Source organism: Flavobacterium chilense (genome assembly GCF_001602525.1).
In the GTDB taxonomy this organism is placed as follows: domain Bacteria; phylum Bacteroidota; class Bacteroidia; order Flavobacteriales; family Flavobacteriaceae; genus Flavobacterium; species Flavobacterium chilense.
This window is the reverse complement of the sequence record NZ_LSYT01000002.1, coordinates 675,458-698,028: the sequence shown is the minus strand read 5'-3', so window position 1 is coordinate 698,028 and position 22,571 is coordinate 675,458. Positions and strand designations below refer to the sequence as shown.

Below are 22,571 nucleotides of genomic sequence, written 5' to 3'. Positions count from 1 at the left end.
TTGGTCTTTTTTATACATATTAAAAAAACATCTAAAGAAAAGGCCTATTTTAAGGTAGATATTCTAACAAATAACATCTTTTGAATCAGCTTAAGAGAAAACTTCCTTTAAAATATCCAGTGATTTAGGTTTTTTGAATCCATCCAAATGAAGACTATAGTAATCAATTAAAATCTTCAACAGTATCTGTCTTTCTGTAACATGAAAAATTTTCTGATCATTTTCAAATTTCAAATCGATCAACTTTCTAAACAAACTTGTTTCTTGTTCTGGTAAAGTTGTGACCCCGGGAAATTGCACAAAAACACCATCAATCATCTCAAAATAAGCAGAATCTACTTCAGAAACATCAGGATAGAAACCTAAAAATTTGGTTATTTCTAAAAGTAAGATCAAATGGAAATTTGAAATTTCATCATGGTGATCGAGCCATGTTAAAGCTGTTTCTAAAAAGATAAAAAGCGATTCATTTTTTTCTTCTTCCTGAATAGAATAATGAAGCATTTCTGAAAGAAACATCACCATTGTACTTTTTACGATATCGGTATGTATACTCTGGAACGGGATTGCTGTTTTTATTTCTTTAAAGTTTTCTAAAGTACCTTTATTTTTATGTACCGCCTCGATTTCAAGTATTGAAAGTGGCTGAAAATAAGCAATTTTCTGACTTGCTTTCCGAGCCGAAAAAGCATCACGAACAAAATAAGATTTCAGGCCATTTGAAAGCGTAAAACATTTTACGATCAGACTTTTTTCCTGAAATTTCAACGAAGATATTACGATTGCTTTTGTTTTAACTAACAATTTTAGATTTTTAGGCTTCTTAGATTTTTCTACTTTTGACTTTCAGACTAACGAATAATCATCACTTTTTTAACCTTGGTTTCACTTCCATCCTGAGCAGAAATAAATATCATATACACACCGGAAGCCACTTTATATCGTCCAAAAGCAGTAGTATCCCATTCTATTGTTCCTCCTGCTGATGTAGTTTCATAAACCAGATTACCTTCTATGTCAGTAATCTTGATATTCGCTTTATCAATTAATCCGGCAACTTTTACGGTTCCCGAATAAGTTGGCCTTACGGGATTAGGATAAACAAAAACATTGTTTAAGTCTTCATTTGCACCAGTTGCAATACCTTTAAAAGAAACCATTCCTTTATCTGTGGCAATAAAAACCTCACCTGTTGTGCTATTAATTTTAATATCATTAATAACATTACTTGGCAATGGGGAATTATTAATTGTAAAATGATATTTTGTTTCCTGACCATTTGGAGAAACCATAAAAACCCCCGAATCAATTGTACCAAGCCATTTATTATCGGCTCCATCTACAGCTATTGAAGTTACAAATTGTTCATACAATAATTCCTGAGCCAAATTATCTTCCACAATAATAATTGGGTTGGCTTTTAACTGTCCTTCGGTCGAAAAATTATTTACGTTTGACAAAACTCTTAACCCCTTCGTTGTCCCTATCCAAAGCTGGTTTTTGGTATCTATAGCAACAGTTCTAACATCATTTATAGGTAAATTTCCGAGATCAGCGCCTGACGTTATTTTCTTATACATATTGGTACTTTCATTAAAACCAATCACACCATCTCGATTTGTTCCCATCCATTTTGTATTATTCCTATCTATCACAATATTTGCATAACTTGAAGATTTAAAATCAACAAGAATCGAATTCATTGCATAGCTTTGCCATTGCCCATTAGTCTTTAAAACTTTCAATCCATCTTTAACCAGACTATTGGTCACCCAGAGATTTCCTTTTTTATCAAAAACAGTCCCATTAATACGAACATCAATATAATTTGGGCCAACAAATGTCAATGTTTCTAAACCACTATTTTTTTCATTATATAAAATAGTCGGAACATCATTTTCTATTTTTAACATTCCTGAGAAAAATGAACTGGCATAAACCTGCTTTTCATTACTTGGATTTATTGTAACCTTAGTTATCGATTTAGCATCAAAAACATCTTTATTCGAAATATTCAACCATCCAGAATTATTGTACCTACTAATCCCATAACTATCTAAAGGATACGGATTATAATAAACATCATAATCCCCATACACCACCCAAAGCAAATCTGAGCCGACATCTAAAGAAAAAATATTGTTCCGGGTTGGTCCGCTTGGTGTATTATTGACAAAACTTGATGAATTTGATAAGGTAGACGAGAACAATCCCTGATCTTTTGTCCCTATATAAAGCAAATCACCAATTACAGTTGCACAAGTAAAACTTAATGTATTATCTAAAACCTGAGTATTGACAATCTGACGAGTTAAAATCATTTGATTGTTGTACACAAAAACCGCATTAGGTGTTGTCACAAACAAACTGTGACTAACAGCCCGAACATCTGTTGCTGCCTGCGGAAGCTGAAAAAACCCGACAAATGTACTTGAATTATACCGATGAATATATCCTGCTGAATTTATTGCAATAAGTTCTGTATCTAAAGTTTCAACACTCGACCAATCTCCGGGATTAACCAAAGTCCATTGATTAAAATCAATTAGATTTGTATTTGTACTGTTTGCTTTTCGAATTCCGTTAGAAGTGGCAGCATAAATAAATCCGTTGGAATAAGCCGTTTGCCTTACACTAATTTCCGCTCCATTATCACCAATAAAATAAGTATCGCCAAATTGCAAAGTGGTCAAATTAAATTGCACAATCCCAAAATCACAAGAAACATACACCAAACCATTATGTTCCATAAAATGATTGATTTTTTTAAGATTTGCAGGCAATTGTTTGTTGATTATATCGACGACTTTCAAAATACTGCCATCAACTTCATTAACTACAATCATTAAACCATTTTCATAACCTATAATTGTTTTCTTAAATCCATCACTGTGATATAAGGAAGAAATGGTCTGACCTGAAAGCCCATCAATTGTAGTCGTTGTTTTAGTGGTATTTGTTGCTGCGTTTTTAGAAAACAACGCATTCTCTGAAGCCGCAAAAACCGTAGTTGAAGATTGTGAAATATCTTTTATTTCGTTAAACGAAAAATAACCCTGCCACAACAATTTATTTTGCGAGAAAGCAAATTGAAATAACGCTAAAAACAAAATATACAAAAACCCTTTTTTCATTATTTACTATATTGGGATAGACAAATATACTACAAACGAAAGTATTTGTTTTTTGTTCTTTAAATAAATAAAAAATGCTCCCAATTTATCTTAACAGACAAATGAGAGCATTTTTAAATTGTAATTTATCTTAAACTACACCCTGAGCAAGCATAGCATCGGCAACTTTTACAAATCCGGCAATGTTAGCTCCTTTTACGTAGTTTACATAACCATCTTCTCCGGCACCATATTTTTTACATTGGTTGTGAATTCCAACCATAATGTCTTTTAATCTTAAGTCAACTTCTTCACTCGTCCAGTTTAAACGAATTGAGTTTTGCGTCATTTCTAATCCAGATGCAGCAACTCCCCCGGCATTTGCAGCTTTTCCAGGAGCAAAAAGCACTTTATTATCTAAAAACAACTTAATTGCATCTAAAGTAGAAGGCATGTTTGCTGCTTCAGTAACACATAAAACTCCATTATCAATAAGTTTTTGTGCATCATCTCCATTTAACTCATTTTGTGTAGCACATGGAATAGCAATATCAACTTTTACTTCCCATGGACTTTTTCCTTTATGGAAAATAGCATTTGGATATTTCTTTACATACAATTCGGCTCTGTTATCTCCAGTTGCTCTCATTTCGACCATGTGATCGATTTTTTCTCCTGAGATTCCTTCTTCATCATAAATATATCCATCAGGTCCTGAAATCGTAACTACTTTTCCTCCTAATTCATTTATTTTTAATGCAACTCCCCAGGCTACGTTTCCAAAACCTGAAATCGCTACTCTTTTACCTTTTATCTCATGTCCGATAGTACGGAGCATCTGGTCTGTAAAATAAACAACCCCATAACCCGTAGCTTCAGGTCTGATTAATGAACCACCGTAAGCAAGTCCTTTTCCGGTTAATACTCCGGTAAATTCATTTCTTATTCTTTTGTATTGACCGAACAAATAACCAATTTCTCTGGCACCAACACCAATATCTCCTGCAGGAACATCCAGATCAGGACCAATATGACGACATAACTCTGTCATAAATGACTGGCAGAAACGCATAATTTCACCATCAGACTTTCCTTCAGGATCAAAATCAGAACCTCCTTTTCCACCACCCATTGGTAATGTTGTCAAACTATTCTTGAAAACCTGTTCGAAAGCAAGAAATTTTAAAACTGATAAATTTACAGTATGATGAAATCTGATTCCGCCTTTGTATGGTCCGATCGCCGAGTTCATCTGAATTCTGAAACCTCTGTTTACAATTATTTCACCTTTGTCATCTACCCACGGAACTCTAAAAATTATAGATCTTTCCGGTTCAGCAATTCTAAGAAGTAAGTTCTTCCCATCATATTTTTTGCGTTCTGCGATAAATGGAATTACTGTTTCTGCAAATTCTCTAACGGCTTGAAGAAATTCCGGCTCGTTTGGATTTTTTGACTCAACAAGAGCCATAAATTCATTTATTTTTTGTTCCATTTTTAAATAAATTATTCAAATAATAGTTTAAAATTTTTATCAATTAAAATAAGAAAAAACGCTTTAAGAAAACGTTTTCGTAACAACATGCAAAGATAGTTGAAATCAATCATGAATTGTTATTTTTTTTTGTTTTTAGGATAGAATTGTGTAATTTTTAAACAATCCCAAAAATAGAATTTTACACTTCCGAATTTACATCGAATCATCATGCTTAAAGTCAGAAAATTAAGTGTTTTGTTATTAATTTTTTAATAGCGCGATTTTATATTTTGTTTAGACTATGTTTTTTATATATTTGCCAAGATTTGTAAGCCCAAAAACATGCTCAAACCTATAGTACTCACGATATTCGCCTTATTTGGCATTACCACAATATCAACTGCCCAATCCAACTTAGCACAAGAGATTGGAGTTATCTTCGGCCCCGTATCATTTCAATCTGATTATGGACAACGAAATAATTTTGATACCAACATCGGAAACACCGGATTTGGAGTGGGAATTGTTCACTTTATAAACTTTTCTGCCAACAACAACAGAGAAAGCTTTTTTACAGAACATTTCAAAGTTAGATCTGAATTATCTTTCAACAAAACCAATTTAGAACATTTTGGTAAATGGGTTGAAATAGAAAAACAAAAAGGACTTGTACAACATCTTAGAGGAATGCACGGTAGTTCTACCCTTGTAAACCTTGGTGCTCAGTTAGAATTTTCGCCTTTTATGAAAATTCATGATTTTGAGAATACAATAGGTAGTTTTAGCCCTTATGCGAGTTTAGGTTTTCAGGTAAGTTATTACTCTGCTAAAGTAGATTCAAGACTTGGCACATTAGGACTTCCTGCAACAACTTTTCCAAAATACTTAACTCCTTCTGACGGGCGCCCGTATGGTTTTTCAAATGAAAATGGTGTAGTTTTATCAGTAACCGCAGGTGTTGGAGTTCACTACAAATTAACCACAATGAGCGACTTGATGTTCGAAGTCCGTTATCAGGGCTTTAGTTCTGACTGGGTCGATGGTTTAAATCCAAATAAAGATCTTTACAAAGAAAACAAGACAAACGATTCGCAGGTTTGGTTTAATGCCGGATACATTTATTACTTAGAATTTTAAGTACAATTAAATATAAACAAAAACCCCAATTCTTTCGAATTGGGGTTTTTTATTTTTATGCTAAAGCTTGTTCTAAATCTGCAATTAAATCTTCGGCATCTTCAATACCTACACTTAATCGAACTAAATCATCTGTAATACCAACTTCAGCTCTTTTATCTGCCGGGATAGAAGCGTGTGTCATTAAAGCCGGATGGTTTGCCAAAGATTCAACACCTCCAAGAGATTCTGCCAAAGTAAAGACTTTAAGCTTCTCCAAAAACGTAATAGAATCTTCTTTTTTACCTGATTTAAATGTAAACGAAACCATTCCGCCAAAAGCTTTCATTTGCTTTTTAGCAATTTCATGAAACGGATGATTTTTTAAACCCGGATAATAAACGGTGTTGATTTTAGGATGATTGCTTAAATATTCAACTACTTTTTCTCCATTTTCACAATGTCTCTGTACTCTTAACGAAAGTGTTTTGATACCTCTTAAAACTAAAAAACTATCCATTGGCCCAAGTGTTGCACCAGTTGCAAATTGCTGAAAATGCAATTGATCTCCTAATGCCTCATCTTTTACAATCAAAGCACCTGCAATAACATCAGAATGTCCGCCTAAATATTTAGTAGCCGAATGCATTACAATATCTGCTCCTAAATCAAGTGGCTTTTGTAAATAGGGTGTTGCAAAAGTATTATCTACTGCAAACAAAATTTTATGTGCTTTAGTGATTTTAGCTACTTCTTCGATATCTGCTAATTTCATCAACGGATTTGTTGGCGTCTCTACCCAAATCAATTTTGTATTCTCATTGATTAATGATTTCAATTTCTCAATATCCGTCATATCAACAAAATGAAATTTAATTCCGGAGTCTTTGTAAATTCTGGAGAACATTCTGTAAGTTCCTCCATATAAATCATCCATAGCAATAATTTCATCTCCTGCCTTAAACGATCTTAAAATACAATCTGTTGCTGCCAATCCAGACGAAAAAGCCAAACCACGAGTACCATTTTCAATACTTGCCAAAGCATTTTCCAGAGCTGTACGCGTTGGGTTTGATGCTCTGCTGTACTCATAATCTGCCAAAGGTTTTCCCGGACTTGATTGTACAAATGTAGAAGTTTGATAAACCGGAGGCATAACTGCTCCAGTACTTGGGTCATGATGCTGACCACCATGTATTACTTTTGTATTGAATTTCATATAATTACAAGTTTTAAGTCCTTATTTAAGGTACAAATTTACCTTTTAATTTATTCTAATCCTGACACAACTCCTTACCTTTGTATATAATTAACACTTTTTGACATGAAACATTCCACTTTATTAGTCTTTTTGTTCGTACTACTTAGTAGTTGTAATAAAGAGCTTTCATTTGAAAATGAGACATTTGAAAAAGAATCCAATATACCTTGCAAAAACGATTGTCCAAAAATCACGATCGAAGTTCCTATTGCAAAAAATATTCCGATAGTCGCTGACAGTATCAACAAAAAAGTTTTTTCGGTGATTAAAGAAATCGTTTATTTTGAAGATGATGCTTCAAAGGCAAATGACTACAAAACTCTAGCCGCTTCTTTTATTAACTCTTATGAAGAAATGCATAGAAAATTTCCAACAGAAACTTTTGGCTGGGAAGGAAAAATAAAAGGAGATGTCGAATTTGAATCAAATCAGGTCTTAAACATCAAAATAGATCATTATACTTTTACAGGAGGAGCACATGGTTATCAAGGTTTTAGTTCCTTAATCTTCAATTCAAAAACAGGAAAAATTATTTCAAACAATAAGCTATTTAGAAACGCTGAAGAATTTAAGGCTTTCGCCGAAAGAGAATTTAGAAAGAAATACCATATTCCCGAAAAGTCAAATATTAACGCAACAGGTTTAATGTTTGAAAACGACAAATTTCAATTGCCACAAAACATTTTTTACACCAACAAAGGCCTGCTTTTATATTACAACTCTTATGAAGCTGCTTCGTATGCAGATGGACCAAAAGAAATTTTATTTCTCTATGATGAAATCAGTAAATATTTAATTTATCACTAATCCACTTTATTTAGAGCCTTCCTGAAAATCATATTTCATTTTACGTAAAACCCTCAACGCCTCTTTAAAAGACAAATAAACGGGGCCAAATGGTTTTAGAAGCAATTTAGCATCAATTAGTTTCTGTTTCGCATCATCAAAACCATTTAAATAACAAATCATAAAAGTCGATGGAAGATTTTCCAGATCTTTTAATTCACGATCTGATAACGGAATGTCTTTTTGCAATTTTTGAAGCAATGCCATATTCGAATTATAAATATGGTAAAGCATTTTTCTATTGAATTCAGGAGGCTGAAAAAGCATCTCGCGATCAATTTTATAATAACCATTGTCAAAAAAATGAATGGTTTGTTTTTCTAATGGATAATAACTTGTTTTATCATTTAGCCCTAACGGAACATATTCTGTGATCGTAAAACTGTCATCATCAAAAACAATCGTAACAACATCCTGAGCCGAATAAAAAAGTTTAATTTGTTCGTTGATCAATTCGATATCTACTCGTGATAAAAAGGTTTTATCTCTTGATTTTTTAGGAACTCCTGCCCAGCAAATCACAAACAATTCTTTAAAAACTCGGTATTTAGGCGACATATCTTTATGCCTGAAATTCATAAAATCAATTACACCATCAAGTGTATACTGAATACTGTTGCGGGAACTGTTTTCGATCCCAATAACTGTTTCTGTATTCTGATTGTTTTTTTCAACTTCTTGTCCTTCGTCTACCGGAATCGAATTACTGCCACGTCTCACAAAAATGCTGTTGGCAAGAATAGTATGAATTCCTTTTTTAAAATACGAAATTTTACTTTTGGGCTTAATGGTAACTAATCCAATTACTTTATCTTTTGGAAGGTTAGGAAAGGGTACATTTTCATATTGAATCTTGGGTGGATTCTCTAAAAAAGCATTTACGAGATTCTGGATTCTGCTATCATCAAAAAAATCATCACCTACAATTTCATTGTCATGATCTTCGACACCAACCACAATATAAGAGTTGTTTGTTGGATTTGAATTGGATAACGCACAAATGTGTTTCAGGAATTTCCCTTTTCCTTCGCGTGAATGCAAATTCAGCTGCCTTTTTTTATCATAAAAACTGCTCTCGTCATTATGAGCCAGTAGGTTTTTTATTAAAAGGCGTTTATTGATCATTTTTATAGATTGTTAGACTAGCTTAGATGATTTAGACTTGTTAGATTATTGAAATTTAGACCACTAGATTTCTTAGATTGTGTAAATATTCAAAGCTAAGAAATCTAAGCTAGTCTAAAAACCTAATTAATCTCTTTTCACAATTGTTGATGATGCCTGTGCTGTACTCATCACCACCAGATCGGCAATATTTACATGATACGGTCTTGAAACCACAAAATGAATAATATCAGCAATATCTTCTGCCTGCAACGGATCAAAGCCTTTATAGACATTCGAAGCTCTTTCGGTATCACCTTTAAAACGTACTTCGCTAAATTCGGTTGCAACCATTCCGGGATGAATTGCCCCTACTCTGATCCCAAACGGATTTAAATCGATTCGCATTCCTGCAGTAATAGCATCAACAGCATGTTTTGTTCCGCAATACACATTTCCGTTAGGATAAACTTCTTTTGCCGCGGTTGATCCAATATTGATAATATGTCCCGATTTTTGCTCTGTCATTTTCGGAATCACCGCTTTCGAAACATACAAAAGTCCTTTTACGTTAATATCAATCATAGCATCCCAATCATCTAAATCTCCCGTTTGAATTGGATCTAAACCATGTGCGTTACCGGCATTATTGATTAAAACATCAATTGTCGAAAATGCTGATGGCAGAGAATCAATGCTTTTTAGAACAGCATCTTTATCCCGAACATCAAAAGATAAACAATGAACTTCTGTAAAAGCCGAAAGCTCTTTCTCCAGTTCATCTAAACGTTCTTTTCGTCTTCCGCAAAGAACAACTCTATAATTATTTTTTGCCAGAATCTGAGCGGTTGCTTTTCCAATTCCGCTTGTAGCTCCAGTAATTAAAACTGTTTTTTTCATTCTATATTTTTTATTTTTTTACCACAGATTAAAATGATTTCAATGATTTTTAATCTGTGGCAAAATATTTTCTGCACCAAAGTGAATTTCAAAATAATCTAGTCCAACTGATTACTGAAAACTGAGACTAAAAACTTGATTAAGCTACATCGTCGCCCATGCTTTCTGTCCAGATAGCAAACCAGTCTTCTTTATCCATTTCCAGTTCAACTGCTCTCATCAAAGATTGGATTCGCGCAATGTTTACTGTTCCGGCAATTGGAATAACTGCAGCAGGATGTTTTAAGATCCAGGCTAGTAAAAGTGTATCAGAACCAAATCCGTATTTTTGAACTAATTCTGCCAGCAATTTTTTCAAACGACGTGTTTTTTTAGTGTCTTCTCTAAAAACAGTCCCAAGCGGATTCCATGACAATGGTCGAATTCCGTGTGTTTGCATATAATCAAAACTTCCGTCAACCATAGGCTCATAATTAGTTGCTGAAAACTGCACCTGATTGTAACTTACTTCTGTTTTCTGACGAATTAATTCTGTTTGCGAACTCGTAAAATTCGAAAGTCCGAAATCAATAATTTTCCCTTGCCCTTTTAATTTCTCCACTGCTTCAGCAATTTCATCAGCCTGCATAAGCGGACTTGGTCTGTGTAATAAAAAAACATCAACATAATCTGTTTTTAAGTTTTTTAAAGATTGTTCTACAGACCAAATGATATATTCTTTTGAATATTCGTAGTGTTTGATTTTGTTTTCCGGGCGTTTTTCAGCAATCATCTGAATTCCGCATTTCGTAATTAATTGTAATTTTTCACGTGAAATTTTACTGGCATGAAATGCTTTTCCAAAATCAGCTTCGGTAGTATATGAACCGTAAATGTCGGCGTGATCAAAAGTGGTGATTTTGTTTTCGATACAAAGCTGTATCAGGTTTTCCATTTCTTTAGTTGTAAGGTTTTTATCCCATACTCCCCAATTCATAGTGCCCGAAATTATAGGCGATAAAGTTGTTTTACTCATGGTATTATTGCGTTATTTTTGGTAATAAATATGCTTTTGTAAAGCATAATCATCAAAGTTCTTAAAAATATAAAAATAGAATCACAATTCGTCCTTAAAATTAGAGCTTTGGTCGAAGTTTTAACCATTCTTTAACATCTTACTTCTCAAAAAATATTCAATTTGCACTCTCAAAAGTAACGCTTAAAAATCAACGTTTCAAAAAGGTTTTAAAAATATTTATATGGAAGAAAATACAACGACTTTAGACATCAGAGCGATAAATGAAAAAATTGAAAGAGAAAGTGCTTTTATAGACCTTCTTACAATGGAAATGAACAAAGTTATTGTGGGCCAGAAACATATGGTCGAGCGTTTATTAATCGGGCTTTTAGGTCAAGGTCATATTTTACTTGAAGGTGTTCCCGGATTAGCCAAAACTTTAGCAATAAATACATTGTCGCAAGCGGTACAAGGTTCCTTTAGCCGTATCCAGTTTACTCCGGATTTATTACCTGCCGATGTTATTGGAACGATGATTTACAACATCAAAGCAAACGAATTCTCGATTAAAAAAGGGCCAATCTTTGCAAATTTCGTCCTTGCTGATGAGATTAACCGTGCTCCTGCAAAAGTTCAGTCAGCACTTTTAGAGGCGATGCAGGAAAAACAAGTTACGATTGGTGATACCACTTTTAAACTGGATCGTCCGTTTTTAGTATTAGCAACTCAAAACCCTGTTGAGCAAGAAGGAACATACCAACTTCCTGAAGCACAAGTCGATCGTTTTATGCTAAAAACTGTAATTGATTATCCAAAAATTGACGAAGAGCGTTTTGTAATTCGTCAAAACTTAAAAGGATCTTACGAAAAAGTAAATCCTGTAGTTTCTGTAGAGCAAATTTTGCGCGCACAGGAAGCTGTTCGTGAAGTTTACATGGACGAAAAAATCGAAAAATACATTCTAGATATCATCTTTGCTACTCGTTATCCAGAGAAGTACAAACTTGCCGACCTAAAACCTCTTATTAGTTTTGGAGCATCTCCACGTGGAAGTATCAATTTAGCTAATGCAGCAAAATGTTACGCTTTCATCAAACGTCGCGGATATGTAATTCCGGAAGATGTTCGTGCAGTTGTACATGATGTTTTACGTCACAGAGTTGGAATAACGTATGAGGCTGAAGCCGAAAACATTACTTCTGTAGACATTATCAACAAAATCGTAAACGAGATTGAAGTACCTTAAAAATTTGTTTCAAGTTTCAGGTTTCAGGTTGTTGCAAGACAGACTTGAAACTTCTAAACTTTAAACTTTAAACAAATAAAATGGATACAAAAGAGCTTTTAAAAAAAGTACGGAAAATAGAAATCAAAACCAAAAGACTGAGTAATCACATCTTTTCGGGAGAATATCACTCTTCATTTAAAGGACGAGGGATGACTTTTAGTGAAGTACGTCAATACCAATATGGCGATGACATTCGTAACATCGACTGGAATGTAACTGCACGCTACAACGAAGCCCACGTAAAAGTTTTTGAAGAGGAACGGGAATTGACCATGGTTTTAATGGTTGATATTTCGGGTTCTGAAGGTTTTGGTTCAAAAAGTCAGTTTAAAAAAGACATCGTCACCGAAATTGCGGCAACGATGGCTTTTTCGGCTACACAAAATAATGACAAAATTGGTTTAATATTATTTTCTGACAATGTAGAGTTGTATATTCCGCCCAAAAAAGGTCGCTCGCATGTTTTGAGAATCATTCGTGAATTGATCGAATTTGAACCAAAAAGCCAAAAAACAGATGTTGGAGCTGCTTTAAAATTTTTGTCAGGAACTCAGAAAAAGAAAGCAATTGTTTTTATGATTTCTGATTTCATGTCTGAAAATTATGAGCAGACTTTAAAGATTGCTTCTAAAAAACATGATATTACAGGTGTTAGAGTTTATGATATTCGTGAAGAAAAAATCCCAAACTTAGGAATGGTTACAATGCTGGATGCCGAAACAGGGAAAATTCAATTGGTCGATACTGGCTCGAAAACTGTGAGAATGAATTACGAAAAGCATTATCACGAAAGAGTAAATTATTTCAAGGATATTTTCAGCAAATCCGGCGCAGGTGTTGTAAACACAAGAGTCGACGAAAACTATGTGACCAAATTACTGGGCTATTTTAAATCAAGGTGATTATTTTTGATTTCTGATTAACGATTACTGATTTGGGATGGATTTGATTAATGAATAATAAAAATGACTAAACAGGAGCTAGAAAATAGATTGATTGATTTTGCTGCAAGCATAATAACATTAACTATTAAATTTGAAAAGAACTACGCTGGAAATCATTTATTAGGACAAATAACAAGATCCAGCACATCACCTGCTCTAAATTATGGAGAAGCACAAAGTGCAGAAAGCAAAAAAGACTTTGTTCATAAAATGGGAATTTGTTTAAAGGAATTAAGAGAAACTTTTGTTTGCTTGAAAATAATTGAGAAAGCAAATTTATCAACTGATGTAGAAAATCTAACAAAGGCTAAAATAGAAGTTAATGAATTAATATCAATATTCGTTTCAAGTATTAAAACATCGAAAAATAATTCATAATAAAATAAAAAAGATTACAATTTAAAGGAAATAGTAAATCATTCCATTTCAGACAAAAATCTGAAATCAAAATTCGTTAATCTTCAATCGTTAATCAAATGAAATTAAAGTTTTACATATTTTTATTTTTACTTTCCTCAGCTATTTTTGCGCAGCAAAAACAAGTAGAGACAAGCATTGATACTACAAAAAATAAAATTGGGGCTGAGTTCAAGTTAACACTCAAAACCGTTGTCAGTTCAAAATCAAAAGTAGTATTTCCAAAACAGAAAAAATTTGGTGCGTTAGAAGTAATTCAATCCTACCCTGTTGACACTGTGAAGAAAAATGACACTTATGAATTAATAAAAAAATATGGCTTAACTCAATTTGATTCCGGAAAATATGTAATTCCGAGTGTTCAGATTTTAATTGACAAAAAACCTTATTTATCTGATTCTATTCGTGTTGAAGTTGCTAATGTAAAAGTAGACACATTGCAACAAAAAATGTACGACATCAAAGACATTACAGTTGATGAAACTGGTATGGGCGATTGGTGGAAATATCTTTTGGGAGTTATCGTTCTTATAGGAATTGGTGTTTTTGTGTATTGGTTTATTAAAAAACGTCAGCAGAAAAAAATCGAAGAAGAAGTATACAAAACTCCAATTGAAAAAGCGACAAGCTTACTAAACAATCTGGAGCAAAAAGAATTGGTTCAAAAAGGTGAAATTAAAGAATACTACAGTGAACTGACAGATATTGCCCGTAATTATATTGAAGAAGCCATTCATATTCCGGCAATGGAAAGCACAACTTCTGAATTGATTCTGGCAATCAAAACTGCTTCTACTAAAAAGAAAATGACACTAACTCCTGAAACAGTTGAGAATCTGGAGCGTGTTTTACGTCAGGCGGATTTAGTAAAATTTGCAAAATCTAAACCGCTGGATTTTGAAATTACCGAAGACCGAAACAAAATTCAAAAAGTAATCTTAACACTTGATAATGCAATCCCAACTGAAGTTCCGGCTGAAGAAGAAGATCAATTATTAAATGAAGCGCAAAAACAAAAGCAAATCAAACTTCAATTATTAAAGAAACGCAACAAACGTATTGCTATTGCAGTTGGAACTGTTTTACTTTTATTAGTTGGAACTACTACATTCTTTATCGCTACTAAAGGATTCAGTTATGTAAAAGACAATGTTTTTGGACATCCGTCAAAAGAATTACTAGAAGGTCAATGGGTAAAAAGTGAATACGGAAATCCTGGAATTTTAATTGAAACGCCAAAGGTTCTAAAACGTATGGACACACAAAAAGTGCTTCCAAAAGAAACCATGGCTTTAATTAAAGAGATGCAACTGTTTGGTTACGGTAGTATGACCAGTAATTTTTATGTTACGGTTTCAACCAGCATGTTTAAAAATCCTACCGAAATTGATTTAGCAAAAGCTTTAGAAGGTTCTCTAAAAGTAATAGAAGCTCAGGGCGGACAAAATATTATTGTAAAACAAGAAGATTTTCAAACCAACCAAGGCATTCAGGGATTAAAAGGATACGGAACCATGTCTGTATTTAATCCAATTGACAAAACAAGTACAAAGGCATATTACGAACTTTTGCTTTTCAAACAAGATCAGGGATTACAACAAATTCTGATTATACATGAAGAAGGCGATAAATATGCTAATGATATCACAACCCGAATTTTAAATTCTGTTGAACTTAGAAAGGCAAGTAACTAATGAATAAAATAACTTTTTTAAATCCAGAATTTTTTTGGCTCTTTCTATTAATTCCAATTGCAATTGCTTGGTTTTTCTGGAAACGCAACCAACAATCGGCTACTTTAAAAATGAGTTCGACTCAGGGTTTTAAAAATAGCGAGTCCTGGTTAACGAAACTAAAACCTTGTTTATACGTTTTTAGAATTATCGCATTAAGTTCTCTAATTATTGCTTTGGCAAGACCAAGAACAGTAGATATTAGCAATCAGACTAAAACCACTAAAGGAATTGATATTGTAATGGCAATTGACGTTTCAGGAAGTATGCTTGCCAAAGATTTAAAGCCAAACCGTATGGAAGCTTTAAAAAGAGTTGCTTCGGATTTCGTTGAAGAAAGACCTAATGACAGAATCGGATTGGTTTTATATGCTTCTGAGGCTTATACAAAAACTCCGGTTACAAGTGATAAAGCAATTATTCTGGAAGCCATAAAAGGAATTAAATACGATACAACTTTACAGGACGGAACCGGAATTGGAATGGGATTAGCAACTGCCGTAAACCGCCTTAAAGACAGTAAAGCAAAAAGCCGTGTTATTATCTTATTGACAGATGGTGTAAATAATGCTGGTTTTATTGAACCTGAAACAGCATCTGATATTGCAAAACAATACGGAATTAAAGTGTACACGATTGGTTTGGGAAGTAATGGAATGGCAGAATCTCCATATGCATACGCGCCAAACGGAGGATTTTTGTTCAAAATGCAAAAAGTAGAAATCGATGAGCAATTAATGAAAAGTATTGCCCGTAAAACCGATGGTACTTATTTTAGAGCAACCAGCAATGATAAGTTAGCCGAAATATACAATTCGATTAATAAATTGGAAACAACCGAAATCCAGGAATTAAAATTCTACGATTATGACGAAAAATACAGAGGTTTTGTTTTACTCGCAGCATTTTTATTATTGTTGGAAGTTGGTTTAAGAAATACGGTTTACAGAAGCTTCATTTAATTTTAGATTAAAAAAAATCTAAAATCTAAATTCAGAAATCTAAAATTTAAAATGGAATTAGACGAAAAAAAATATTTATATCTTTTAGTATTACTCCCAATTGTGGTGTGTATTTTTCTTTTCAATATGTATTGGAAAAGAAAAAAGCAACGTGAGTTTGGTGATTTGGAAATGGTTAAGAAACTGAGTCCGGAACGATCTGTTTTTAAACCAGTATTAAAAATATCCGTTATTCTTTTAGCCCTTGCCTGTTTAATTATTGGTTTAGTAAATCCAAAGATTGGAACTAAAATGGAAACGGTAAAACGTGAAGGTATTGACATTGTTTTTGCTGTTGACGTTTCAAAAAGTATGCTTGCCGAAGATGTGGCGCCAAGTCGTTTAGAAAAAAGTAAACAATTGGTTTCGCAAATCATCAACAACTTAGGAAGTGACAGAATTGGAATTGTGGCTTATGCAGGAAGTGCATTTCCGGTTTTACCTATTACATCTGATTATAGTGTTGCTAAAATGTTCCTGCAAAGCATGACGCCGGATATGGTTTCATCACAAGGAACTTCACTGGATGAAGCCATCAAATTATCTTCGACTTATTTTGATGAAAAAAGTAAAACCAGCAAATTACTGATTTTAATTTCTGACGGAGAAGATCATTCTGAAGGAGCTGCGGCAGCTGCTGAAGAAGCCAACAAAATGGGAATGAAAATTATCACCATTGGTGTTGGAACAGAAAAAGGAGGTACAATTCCGTTAAAAGAAAACGGGATCGTTAAGAGCTTTCAAAAAGATTTAAATGGAGAAACTGTTATTACCAAACTAAATCAGGAAGGATTAAAAACGATTGCAAAAGCGACAAAAGGTGGTTATGTTTATGGAGGAAGTACTAAAGATGTTTTAGAATATATTAAAAATGCCTTAAACAACATTCAGAAAACAGAATTTGAAGCGACGCAAATGGCCGATTTTCAATCACAGTTTCAATGGTTCATTGGTTTTGCCTTCTTATTATTGTTTGTTGATATTTTCCTTTTAGAAAGAAAAACAAACTGGATAAAAGAGTTGAATTTATTTAACGAAAAGAAATAATAAAAAGCGAATAGCTAATTACATGAATTTGCACAAAAAAAGAATTGTTTTTAACTGTTCTGATTGGTAAGAATTCAAATATAAAAAATCTAATTAGTGATAATTGGTGCCATTCGTGGCAAATAAAAAATAAAAAATTAGAATGAAAAATTTACTTCTTTATATTTTACTAACGTTTTCTTTAGCCGTTTCAGCTCAGGAAAAAGATAAGACATTGCCTGATGCCAATGAAGAATATAAGCAGAATAAATTTGTTGATGCTGAGGCAAACTACAGGGTTTCAGAATCAAAATTTCCAAAACGTGCCACGGCTCCTTATAACCTGGGAAATACGATTTATAAACAAAATCAGATTTCTGAGGCTAAATATGCTTATGCAAAAGCCATAAAAAATGCTAAAACAAGACCTGAAAAACATAAAGCATTTCACAATCTTGGAAACGTTTTTATGAAAGAGAAAAATTATTCTCAGGCAGTTGAAGCTTACAAAGAAGCATTACGCAACGATCCTACTGATGATGAAACTCGTTACAATTATGCTTATGCCAAACAAAAGCTAAAAGAAAATCCGCCTAAAAACGATAAAAACAAAGACAAGAACAAGGATAAAGATAAAGACAAGGATAAGAATAAAGATAAAAACAAAGACCAGGACAAAAATAAAGACAAGGATAAAGATAAAGACAAAAAAGACGACAAAGGCGATAAAGACAAGGATAAAAAAGATGGTAAAAATGATCCTAAAAAAGACGACAAGTCTGATAACAAAGGAGAACCAAAACCACAACCTGGCGGAATCTCTAAAGAGCGCGTTCAGAATTTATTAGATGCTGTCAATAACGAAGAAAAGAAAATTCAGGATAAAGTAAATGCCCAAAAAGTAAAAGGCAATCCGAGAAAAACAGAAAAAGACTGGTAAAATAAAGTTGAATCGTTTAAAGGTTAATTTGTTTATTTGCACAAAAATCAAATATTCAAAAAACGATTAAACAATAAAACATTCAAAAAAACGATTAAACAATTAATGAAAAGATATTTAATTCTATTACTATTCACTTTTCAAGGGCTTATGGCTCAAGTTCAATTTGAAGCCAGAGTAAGCAAAAATACACTTGGAGTAAACGAAAGGCTTCGCATTGACTTTATCATGAATGTCGATGGAGATAATTTCGACCAGCCTTCATTTGATGGTTTTAAAATTGTAGCAGGACCAAGTCAGCAAATTAGTCAGTCCTGGGTAAACGGAAGAAGTTCTTTTCAAAAAATATACTCCTATATTTTACAGCCTAACCAAAAAGGAACTGTAAATATCAAACAGGCTGCGATTGAATATAATGGGCAAACTTACAAAACATCACCTATAAAAATCGTAGTTACTAATGCGGTTGCCCAAGAGAGGGATCCAAATGACAGGCCTCAGGGATCGCCAAATGAGATGTTAAATCTTGTAGCCGAAATTTCAAAAACATCACCGTATCTGAACGAACCTATTACAGTTGTTTATAAATTATATTTCAACAATATCAATGTAACAGGCTTTAAGGAATTGGCAAAACCTAAATACAATGATTTCTGGAATCAGAACATTGATATCAAACAATTATCTGTTGAACAAGGAAGTTATCAGGGAGAAAGATGTTATTTTGTTGTCTTAAAAAAGACTATTTTATACCCTCAAAAAGCAGGAAGACTTACTATTGAGCCCCTTTCATTAGATATTGGAGTACAATTGCCAACCAATCGTCGTGATATGTTTGGTCAGATGATTATAACTGATGATAACAAAGTAGTTTCGGCAGGAGCAAAAACCATCAATGTAAGACCTCTTCCGGAATCTGGTAAACCAGAAGGTTTTGGCGGTGCTGTAGGTAATTTTGATTTCACGGTAACACCTTCTAAAACGACCTTGAAAAACGGAGAAAGCCTTGATTTGTTTGTTACAGCTTCAGGAAACGGAAACATGAAATTGTTTACTTTACCAAAACCTGTTGTTCCAAATGCATTAGAGATGTATGATCCTGTTCATGACGAAAAAGTGACCACTTCACTTTCAGGAATGTCAGGAAAAATTACAGACAAATACACTATCATTCCGCAATACAAAGGGAAATATGCAATAAAACCAATGCAGTTTTCTTATTTTGATCTTAATTCGGGTTCTTATAAAACAATCACTTCTAAAGAAATTATGATTGATGTTTTAGATGGTCCAATGCAGGCAGAAGCAAATGCGAGTGCCAATACAGCGAAAAATGTAATTTCGAAAACAGAACAGTTTAAATATATCAAACCTAAAACAACTTTAGTTGCTATTGCCAGAAACGATTTCTACGGCTCTGATTTATATTATACATTACTGTTCATGCCTTTTGTAATTTTGCCTATAATTGTTCTTGCTAAGAAACGAAAAGAAGCAATTGATGGTGATGTAACAGGAAACAGAATCAGAATGAACAATAAGCTTGCGAAGAAATATCTATCTCAGGCCAAGAAACAGCTTAACAACAAAGAAGCATTTTATATTGCTTTAGAGAAAGCGATGCACAATTTCCTAAAAGCAAAACTGCATATTGAAACCTCAGAAATGAGTAAAGACAATATTCGCGAATTGCTTTTATCAAGAAACGCTAATCCGGAAACGGTTCAAAGTTTTATCAACTTGACAGAAAACTGTGAGTTTGCCCGTTATGCTCCTGCATCAAGTGCATCAATTCAGCAGGATTATGACAAAGCTGTTTTGATCATTTCAGAATTAGAAAAACAGATTGTTTAGTTTTTTAACCGCAAAATGCGCAAAGTTGAAAATATTACAAATCAGGAAAATGAAAAACATATTATATCTCTTTTTATTAATCTCTCAGGTTTTCTTTGCTCAAAGCAGCTTTGAAAAAGGAAATGCTTTGTATCAAAAGGGACAATACAAAGAAGCTATCGATGCTTACGAAAGCATTATTAAAGAAGACAAACAACAATCGGCAGAATTGTATTTTAATTTAGGCAACAGTTATTATAAACTTAATAAAGTTGCACCTTCTATTTACAATTATGAAAAGGCTCTTGTTTTAAAACCGCACGATCCTGAAACTCTAAACAACTTAAAATTTGCTAAAAAGCTAACGATAGATGAGATTAAAGAAGTTCCGAAAGTAGGTTTTGCGAAACTGATTCAAAACTTCACCGGAATTTTTGATTACAATATGTGGGCAAAAATTTCTGTTGGAATTGCCTTCGCTTTTCTCTTAACTTTTATTGGTTATTATTTCTCTCAGCTTACCCTTTCGAAAAGAATCTATTTCATCGGAATGTTCATTCTTTTCGTTGCTTTGTTATTAAGTGTTTCTGCTGGAATGTCTGAGAAAAACCATTTCGATAACGATCGCCCTGCTATTGTTTTTGCCGAATTAAGTGAAGTTCATAGCGAACCACAAAAAGGAGGTTCAGCTATTTTCTTACTACATGAAGGTGCAAAAGTGTATGTAACCGAAACGGTAGGACAATGGAAAAAAATTGAATTAACAGACGGAACCGAAGGCTGGATTGATGCTTCGACCATCAAGGAAGTAAAATAAAACGTTTAAAAGAAAAATCCCAAATTCCAGGTTAAAACCAAATGGAATTTGGGATTTTTCTTTTTTAAGCTTACCTGTTCTAATCCTAAAAATCAGGCAACTGTTATAAGTAAAGTTAATTTTAGTTTCGTCTCAAAACTAAATTAACTTATATCACTTATAGAGTGAAAAAATTAAAAAGTATAAATTTTCTCCGGGGTTACACAGAAATCTAGTTTGATATCTGATTCAAAAACATCTTCAATTTCGTTTTCGGCTTCAAAAAAAGAAAGTCCAATCTTGATTGTTTCCGGTTTACAACCTGCCAGGAATTTATCGTAGAAACCTTTTCCGTAACCTACTCTGTTTCCAGAAACATCAAATGCTAAAAGTGGGACAAAAACAACATCGATAGTTTCTGACGGAACTGGCAAGCCATTTACAGGTTCTGGAATATTATATTCATTTTTTTTTATTCTTGTATTATCCGTCAATAAAAAATGAGTCATTTCTCTTGTTTCAAAATCACTTTTCGAAACCACTATTTCTTTATCTTTTCCGGATAGCAAGTGCAAAACATATTCTGTATTTACCTCCTTTTGTTCTTCAATAGGAAGAAAAACATGATAATAACCTTTATCCCAAATAGCCAATTGAATCAGATTATTGGCAATTGCCAGACTTTTTTCTTCAACAGCGTCAATAGTTAATTCTTTTCGGAGATTTTTATAATAGCTTCTTAATTCTTTTTTATTCGTAGGCATTATCGGAGTTATTTTTAGACATATGATAAATAGCATCACCTTCGTACACAATTGGAGAATGATTGGCATTGATAACAAAACCATCGTGAGGCGCTTTTACTTTTTGTTCAAATTTACCAAACGGATCTGTAATGATAGCCAAAATTGAACCTTTGGTCACAAATTTACCAATCAAATTATAATCATGAAGCAAACCGGAACATTTAGCACGAAGCCAAACCGAATTTTTAATATAAATTGACGGTTCTAAAGCATATTCGACCACCTGCTTGTGATCCAGCATCCCTAAATGATTTAATAAACGCTTCACTCCCATTATACCTTCATTTGCAATCACGTTATTAATGTCCAATGATTTTCCACCTTCAAAAAGCAGCATTTTTATATTCGCTTTCTCACAGGTATTTCTAAAAGATCCATTTATGTTTTTGGAATATAAAGTAAATGGTGCATTAAAAATGTCTGCCAAAATTTTCAGTTCCGGATTATTTTCTGTGATTCTGATTTGTGGTGCATTAAACCTGCTCGCGCCTCCCGCATGAAAATCGACGGCATAATCTATAATAGGCAAAACTTCTGCCACAATATGATAAGCAAAACGACTCGCAAGAGAACCTTTTTTACTTCCGGGAAAAACACGATTTAAATCTCTCCCGTCAGGAAACTCACGCGATTTGTTCACAAAACCGTACATATTAATAATCGGAATACAAATAATAGTTCCTCTTGCAGGGCGATTGATCTTTTTACTGATAATCTGGCGAACAACTTCAACTCCGTTAATTTCGTCGCCATGAATTCCGGCTGAGAATAAAACTACCGGGCCTTCGATTTTTGAGCGACGTACAATAACCGGAATATTAAGTTTTGTAGTCGTATGTAATCTCGCTATTTCAACGTTTACTGTTCTGTTTTCTCCCGGCAAAATCGATTCGCCAAAAATAACCAAGGGTTTACTATTTTTCATGTAGAATTATAAAATCTAAATATAGAAATTATTCTTTTGATTTCGTAA

The 22,571-nt window shown here is 33.4% G+C and carries 20 protein-coding genes; 11 read left to right on the top strand and 9 right to left on the bottom strand.

Annotation, left to right across the window (positions count from 1 at the left end; translation table 11 throughout):
* Positions 1-90: 90 nt before the first annotated feature.
* From recO to gdhA, 3 genes are all read right to left on the bottom strand, one after another.
* Positions 91-804, bottom strand: a complete 714-nt coding sequence (recO, locus tag A4F88_RS08070) for a DNA repair protein RecO (protein WP_068842054.1) — start codon at positions 802-804, stop codon at positions 91-93.
* Between the two features lie 47 nt (positions 805-851).
* The gene (gene porZ, locus A4F88_RS08065) at positions 852-3,134 is read right to left on the bottom strand and encodes a type IX secretion system anionic LPS delivery protein PorZ (RefSeq protein WP_068842053.1); all 2,283 of its coding nucleotides are present in this window, start codon (positions 3,132-3,134) and stop codon (positions 852-854) included.
* A gap of 130 nt (positions 3,135-3,264) precedes the next feature.
* Positions 3,265-4,608 (bottom strand): NADP-specific glutamate dehydrogenase, encoded by a 1,344-nt coding sequence (gene gdhA / locus A4F88_RS08060; protein ID WP_068842052.1) that lies wholly within the window; start codon positions 4,606-4,608, stop codon positions 3,265-3,267.
* Between the two features lie 324 nt (positions 4,609-4,932).
* Between gdhA and A4F88_RS08055 the strand changes: the two genes are divergently transcribed.
* Positions 4,933-5,727, top strand: coding sequence for a THC0290_0291 family protein (locus A4F88_RS08055; RefSeq protein WP_068842051.1), 795 nt, complete (start codon positions 4,933-4,935; stop codon positions 5,725-5,727).
* Positions 5,728-5,782: 55 nt separating this feature from the next.
* On the opposite strand, the gene A4F88_RS08050 is transcribed toward A4F88_RS08055, so the two are convergent.
* Positions 5,783-6,925, bottom strand: a complete 1,143-nt coding sequence (locus tag A4F88_RS08050) for a cystathionine gamma-synthase (RefSeq protein WP_068842050.1) — start codon at positions 6,923-6,925, stop codon at positions 5,783-5,785.
* Positions 6,926-7,030: 105 nt separating this feature from the next.
* On the opposite strand from A4F88_RS08050, the gene A4F88_RS08045 reads away from it, so the two are divergent.
* The gene (locus tag A4F88_RS08045; protein WP_068842049.1) at positions 7,031-7,774 is read left to right on the top strand and encodes a DUF3298 and DUF4163 domain-containing protein; all 744 of its coding nucleotides are present in this window, start codon (positions 7,031-7,033) and stop codon (positions 7,772-7,774) included.
* Between the two features lie 6 nt (positions 7,775-7,780).
* Here the strand turns inward: A4F88_RS08045 and A4F88_RS08040 are convergent, their stop codons facing one another.
* From A4F88_RS08040 to A4F88_RS08030, 3 genes are all read right to left on the bottom strand, one after another.
* Positions 7,781-8,938: an ATP-binding protein gene (locus tag A4F88_RS08040; RefSeq protein ID WP_068842048.1), complete on the bottom strand. Its 1,158-nt coding sequence runs from the start codon at positions 8,936-8,938 to the stop codon at positions 7,781-7,783.
* A 126-nt stretch (positions 8,939-9,064) separates the two neighbouring features.
* Complete coding sequence (locus A4F88_RS08035; RefSeq protein WP_068842047.1) at positions 9,065-9,817, bottom strand: SDR family NAD(P)-dependent oxidoreductase; 753 nt, start codon at positions 9,815-9,817, stop codon at positions 9,065-9,067.
* A gap of 139 nt (positions 9,818-9,956) precedes the next feature.
* Positions 9,957-10,832, bottom strand: coding sequence for an aldo/keto reductase (locus A4F88_RS08030; protein ID WP_068842046.1), 876 nt, complete (start codon positions 10,830-10,832; stop codon positions 9,957-9,959).
* Between the two features lie 223 nt (positions 10,833-11,055).
* On the opposite strand from A4F88_RS08030, the gene A4F88_RS08025 reads away from it, so the two are divergent.
* The 9 genes from A4F88_RS08025 (at position 11,056) to A4F88_RS07985 (ending at position 20,813) form a co-directional block, all read left to right on the top strand.
* On the top strand, positions 11,056-12,060 hold the full coding sequence (locus tag A4F88_RS08025) for an AAA family ATPase (RefSeq protein WP_017497457.1): 1,005 nt from the start codon (positions 11,056-11,058) through the stop codon (positions 12,058-12,060).
* An 80-nt stretch (positions 12,061-12,140) separates the two neighbouring features.
* Complete coding sequence (locus tag A4F88_RS08020; RefSeq protein WP_068842045.1) at positions 12,141-13,004, top strand: DUF58 domain-containing protein; 864 nt, start codon at positions 12,141-12,143, stop codon at positions 13,002-13,004.
* Between the two features lie 63 nt (positions 13,005-13,067).
* Complete coding sequence (locus A4F88_RS08015; protein WP_068842044.1) at positions 13,068-13,424, top strand: four helix bundle protein; 357 nt, start codon at positions 13,068-13,070, stop codon at positions 13,422-13,424.
* A gap of 98 nt (positions 13,425-13,522) precedes the next feature.
* Positions 13,523-15,157 (top strand): hypothetical protein, encoded by a 1,635-nt coding sequence (locus tag A4F88_RS08010; RefSeq protein ID WP_068842043.1) that lies wholly within the window; start codon positions 13,523-13,525, stop codon positions 15,155-15,157.
* Positions 15,157-16,158, top strand: coding sequence for a vWA domain-containing protein (locus tag A4F88_RS08005; RefSeq protein ID WP_068842042.1), 1,002 nt, complete (start codon positions 15,157-15,159; stop codon positions 16,156-16,158). The genes A4F88_RS08010 and A4F88_RS08005 overlap by 1 nt, the downstream gene beginning before the upstream one ends.
* A gap of 51 nt (positions 16,159-16,209) precedes the next feature.
* Positions 16,210-17,244: a vWA domain-containing protein gene (locus A4F88_RS08000; RefSeq protein WP_068842041.1), complete on the top strand. Its 1,035-nt coding sequence runs from the start codon at positions 16,210-16,212 to the stop codon at positions 17,242-17,244.
* 142 nt (positions 17,245-17,386) lie between these two features.
* On the top strand, positions 17,387-18,163 hold the full coding sequence (locus tag A4F88_RS07995; protein ID WP_068842040.1) for a tetratricopeptide repeat protein: 777 nt from the start codon (positions 17,387-17,389) through the stop codon (positions 18,161-18,163).
* 105 nt (positions 18,164-18,268) lie between these two features.
* The gene (locus A4F88_RS07990) at positions 18,269-20,017 is read left to right on the top strand and encodes a BatD family protein (RefSeq protein WP_068842334.1); all 1,749 of its coding nucleotides are present in this window, start codon (positions 18,269-18,271) and stop codon (positions 20,015-20,017) included.
* A gap of 49 nt (positions 20,018-20,066) precedes the next feature.
* Positions 20,067-20,813, top strand: a complete 747-nt coding sequence (locus A4F88_RS07985) for a tetratricopeptide repeat protein (protein ID WP_068842333.1) — start codon at positions 20,067-20,069, stop codon at positions 20,811-20,813.
* A 173-nt stretch (positions 20,814-20,986) separates the two neighbouring features.
* Here A4F88_RS07985 and A4F88_RS07980 read toward each other — a convergent pair whose 3' ends face one another.
* Together A4F88_RS07980 and A4F88_RS07975 are read right to left on the bottom strand one after the other, a co-directional pair.
* The gene (locus A4F88_RS07980; protein WP_068842039.1) at positions 20,987-21,556 is read right to left on the bottom strand and encodes a 5-formyltetrahydrofolate cyclo-ligase; all 570 of its coding nucleotides are present in this window, start codon (positions 21,554-21,556) and stop codon (positions 20,987-20,989) included.
* A complete protein-coding gene (locus A4F88_RS07975; RefSeq protein ID WP_068842038.1) occupies positions 21,543-22,523 on the bottom strand; it encodes a succinylglutamate desuccinylase/aspartoacylase family protein in 981 nt (326 codons plus the stop codon). Before A4F88_RS07975 ends, A4F88_RS07980 begins: the two co-directional genes overlap by 14 nt.
* Positions 22,524-22,571 lie beyond the last annotated feature (48 nt).

Bases quoted from the DNA above. Each gene is read 5' to 3' on its own strand.
- A4F88_RS08005 (WP_068842042.1), top strand. From the start codon at position 15,157: ATGAATAAAATAACTTTTTTAAATCCAGAATTTTTTTGGCTCTTTCTA.
- porZ (WP_068842053.1), bottom strand. From the start codon at position 3,134: ATGAAAAAAGGGTTTTTGTATATTTTGTTTTTAGCGTTATTTCAATTT.
- gdhA (WP_068842052.1), bottom strand. From the start codon at position 4,608: ATGGAACAAAAAATAAATGAATTTATGGCTCTTGTTGAGTCAAAAAAT.
- A4F88_RS08035 (WP_068842047.1), bottom strand. From the start codon at position 9,817: ATGAAAAAAACAGTTTTAATTACTGGAGCTACAAGCGGAATTGGAAAA.
- A4F88_RS08025 (WP_017497457.1), top strand. From the start codon at position 11,056: ATGGAAGAAAATACAACGACTTTAGACATCAGAGCGATAAATGAAAAA.
- A4F88_RS07995 (WP_068842040.1), top strand. From the start codon at position 17,387: ATGAAAAATTTACTTCTTTATATTTTACTAACGTTTTCTTTAGCCGTT.
- A4F88_RS07990 (WP_068842334.1), top strand. From the start codon at position 18,269: ATGAAAAGATATTTAATTCTATTACTATTCACTTTTCAAGGGCTTATG.
- A4F88_RS08015 (WP_068842044.1), top strand. From the start codon at position 13,068: ATGACTAAACAGGAGCTAGAAAATAGATTGATTGATTTTGCTGCAAGC.
- A4F88_RS08000 (WP_068842041.1), top strand. From the start codon at position 16,210: ATGGAATTAGACGAAAAAAAATATTTATATCTTTTAGTATTACTCCCA.
- A4F88_RS08055 (WP_068842051.1), top strand. From the start codon at position 4,933: ATGCTCAAACCTATAGTACTCACGATATTCGCCTTATTTGGCATTACC.
- A4F88_RS07975 (WP_068842038.1), bottom strand. From the start codon at position 22,523: ATGAAAAATAGTAAACCCTTGGTTATTTTTGGCGAATCGATTTTGCCG.
- A4F88_RS08040 (WP_068842048.1), bottom strand. From the start codon at position 8,938: ATGATCAATAAACGCCTTTTAATAAAAAACCTACTGGCTCATAATGAC.
- A4F88_RS08045 (WP_068842049.1), top strand. From the start codon at position 7,031: ATGAAACATTCCACTTTATTAGTCTTTTTGTTCGTACTACTTAGTAGT.
- A4F88_RS07985 (WP_068842333.1), top strand. From the start codon at position 20,067: ATGAAAAACATATTATATCTCTTTTTATTAATCTCTCAGGTTTTCTTT.
- A4F88_RS07980 (WP_068842039.1), bottom strand. From the start codon at position 21,556: ATGCCTACGAATAAAAAAGAATTAAGAAGCTATTATAAAAATCTCCGA.
- A4F88_RS08030 (WP_068842046.1), bottom strand. From the start codon at position 10,832: ATGAGTAAAACAACTTTATCGCCTATAATTTCGGGCACTATGAATTGG.
- A4F88_RS08050 (WP_068842050.1), bottom strand. From the start codon at position 6,925: ATGAAATTCAATACAAAAGTAATACATGGTGGTCAGCATCATGACCCA.
- A4F88_RS08020 (WP_068842045.1), top strand. From the start codon at position 12,141: ATGGATACAAAAGAGCTTTTAAAAAAAGTACGGAAAATAGAAATCAAA.
- A4F88_RS08010 (WP_068842043.1), top strand. From the start codon at position 13,523: ATGAAATTAAAGTTTTACATATTTTTATTTTTACTTTCCTCAGCTATT.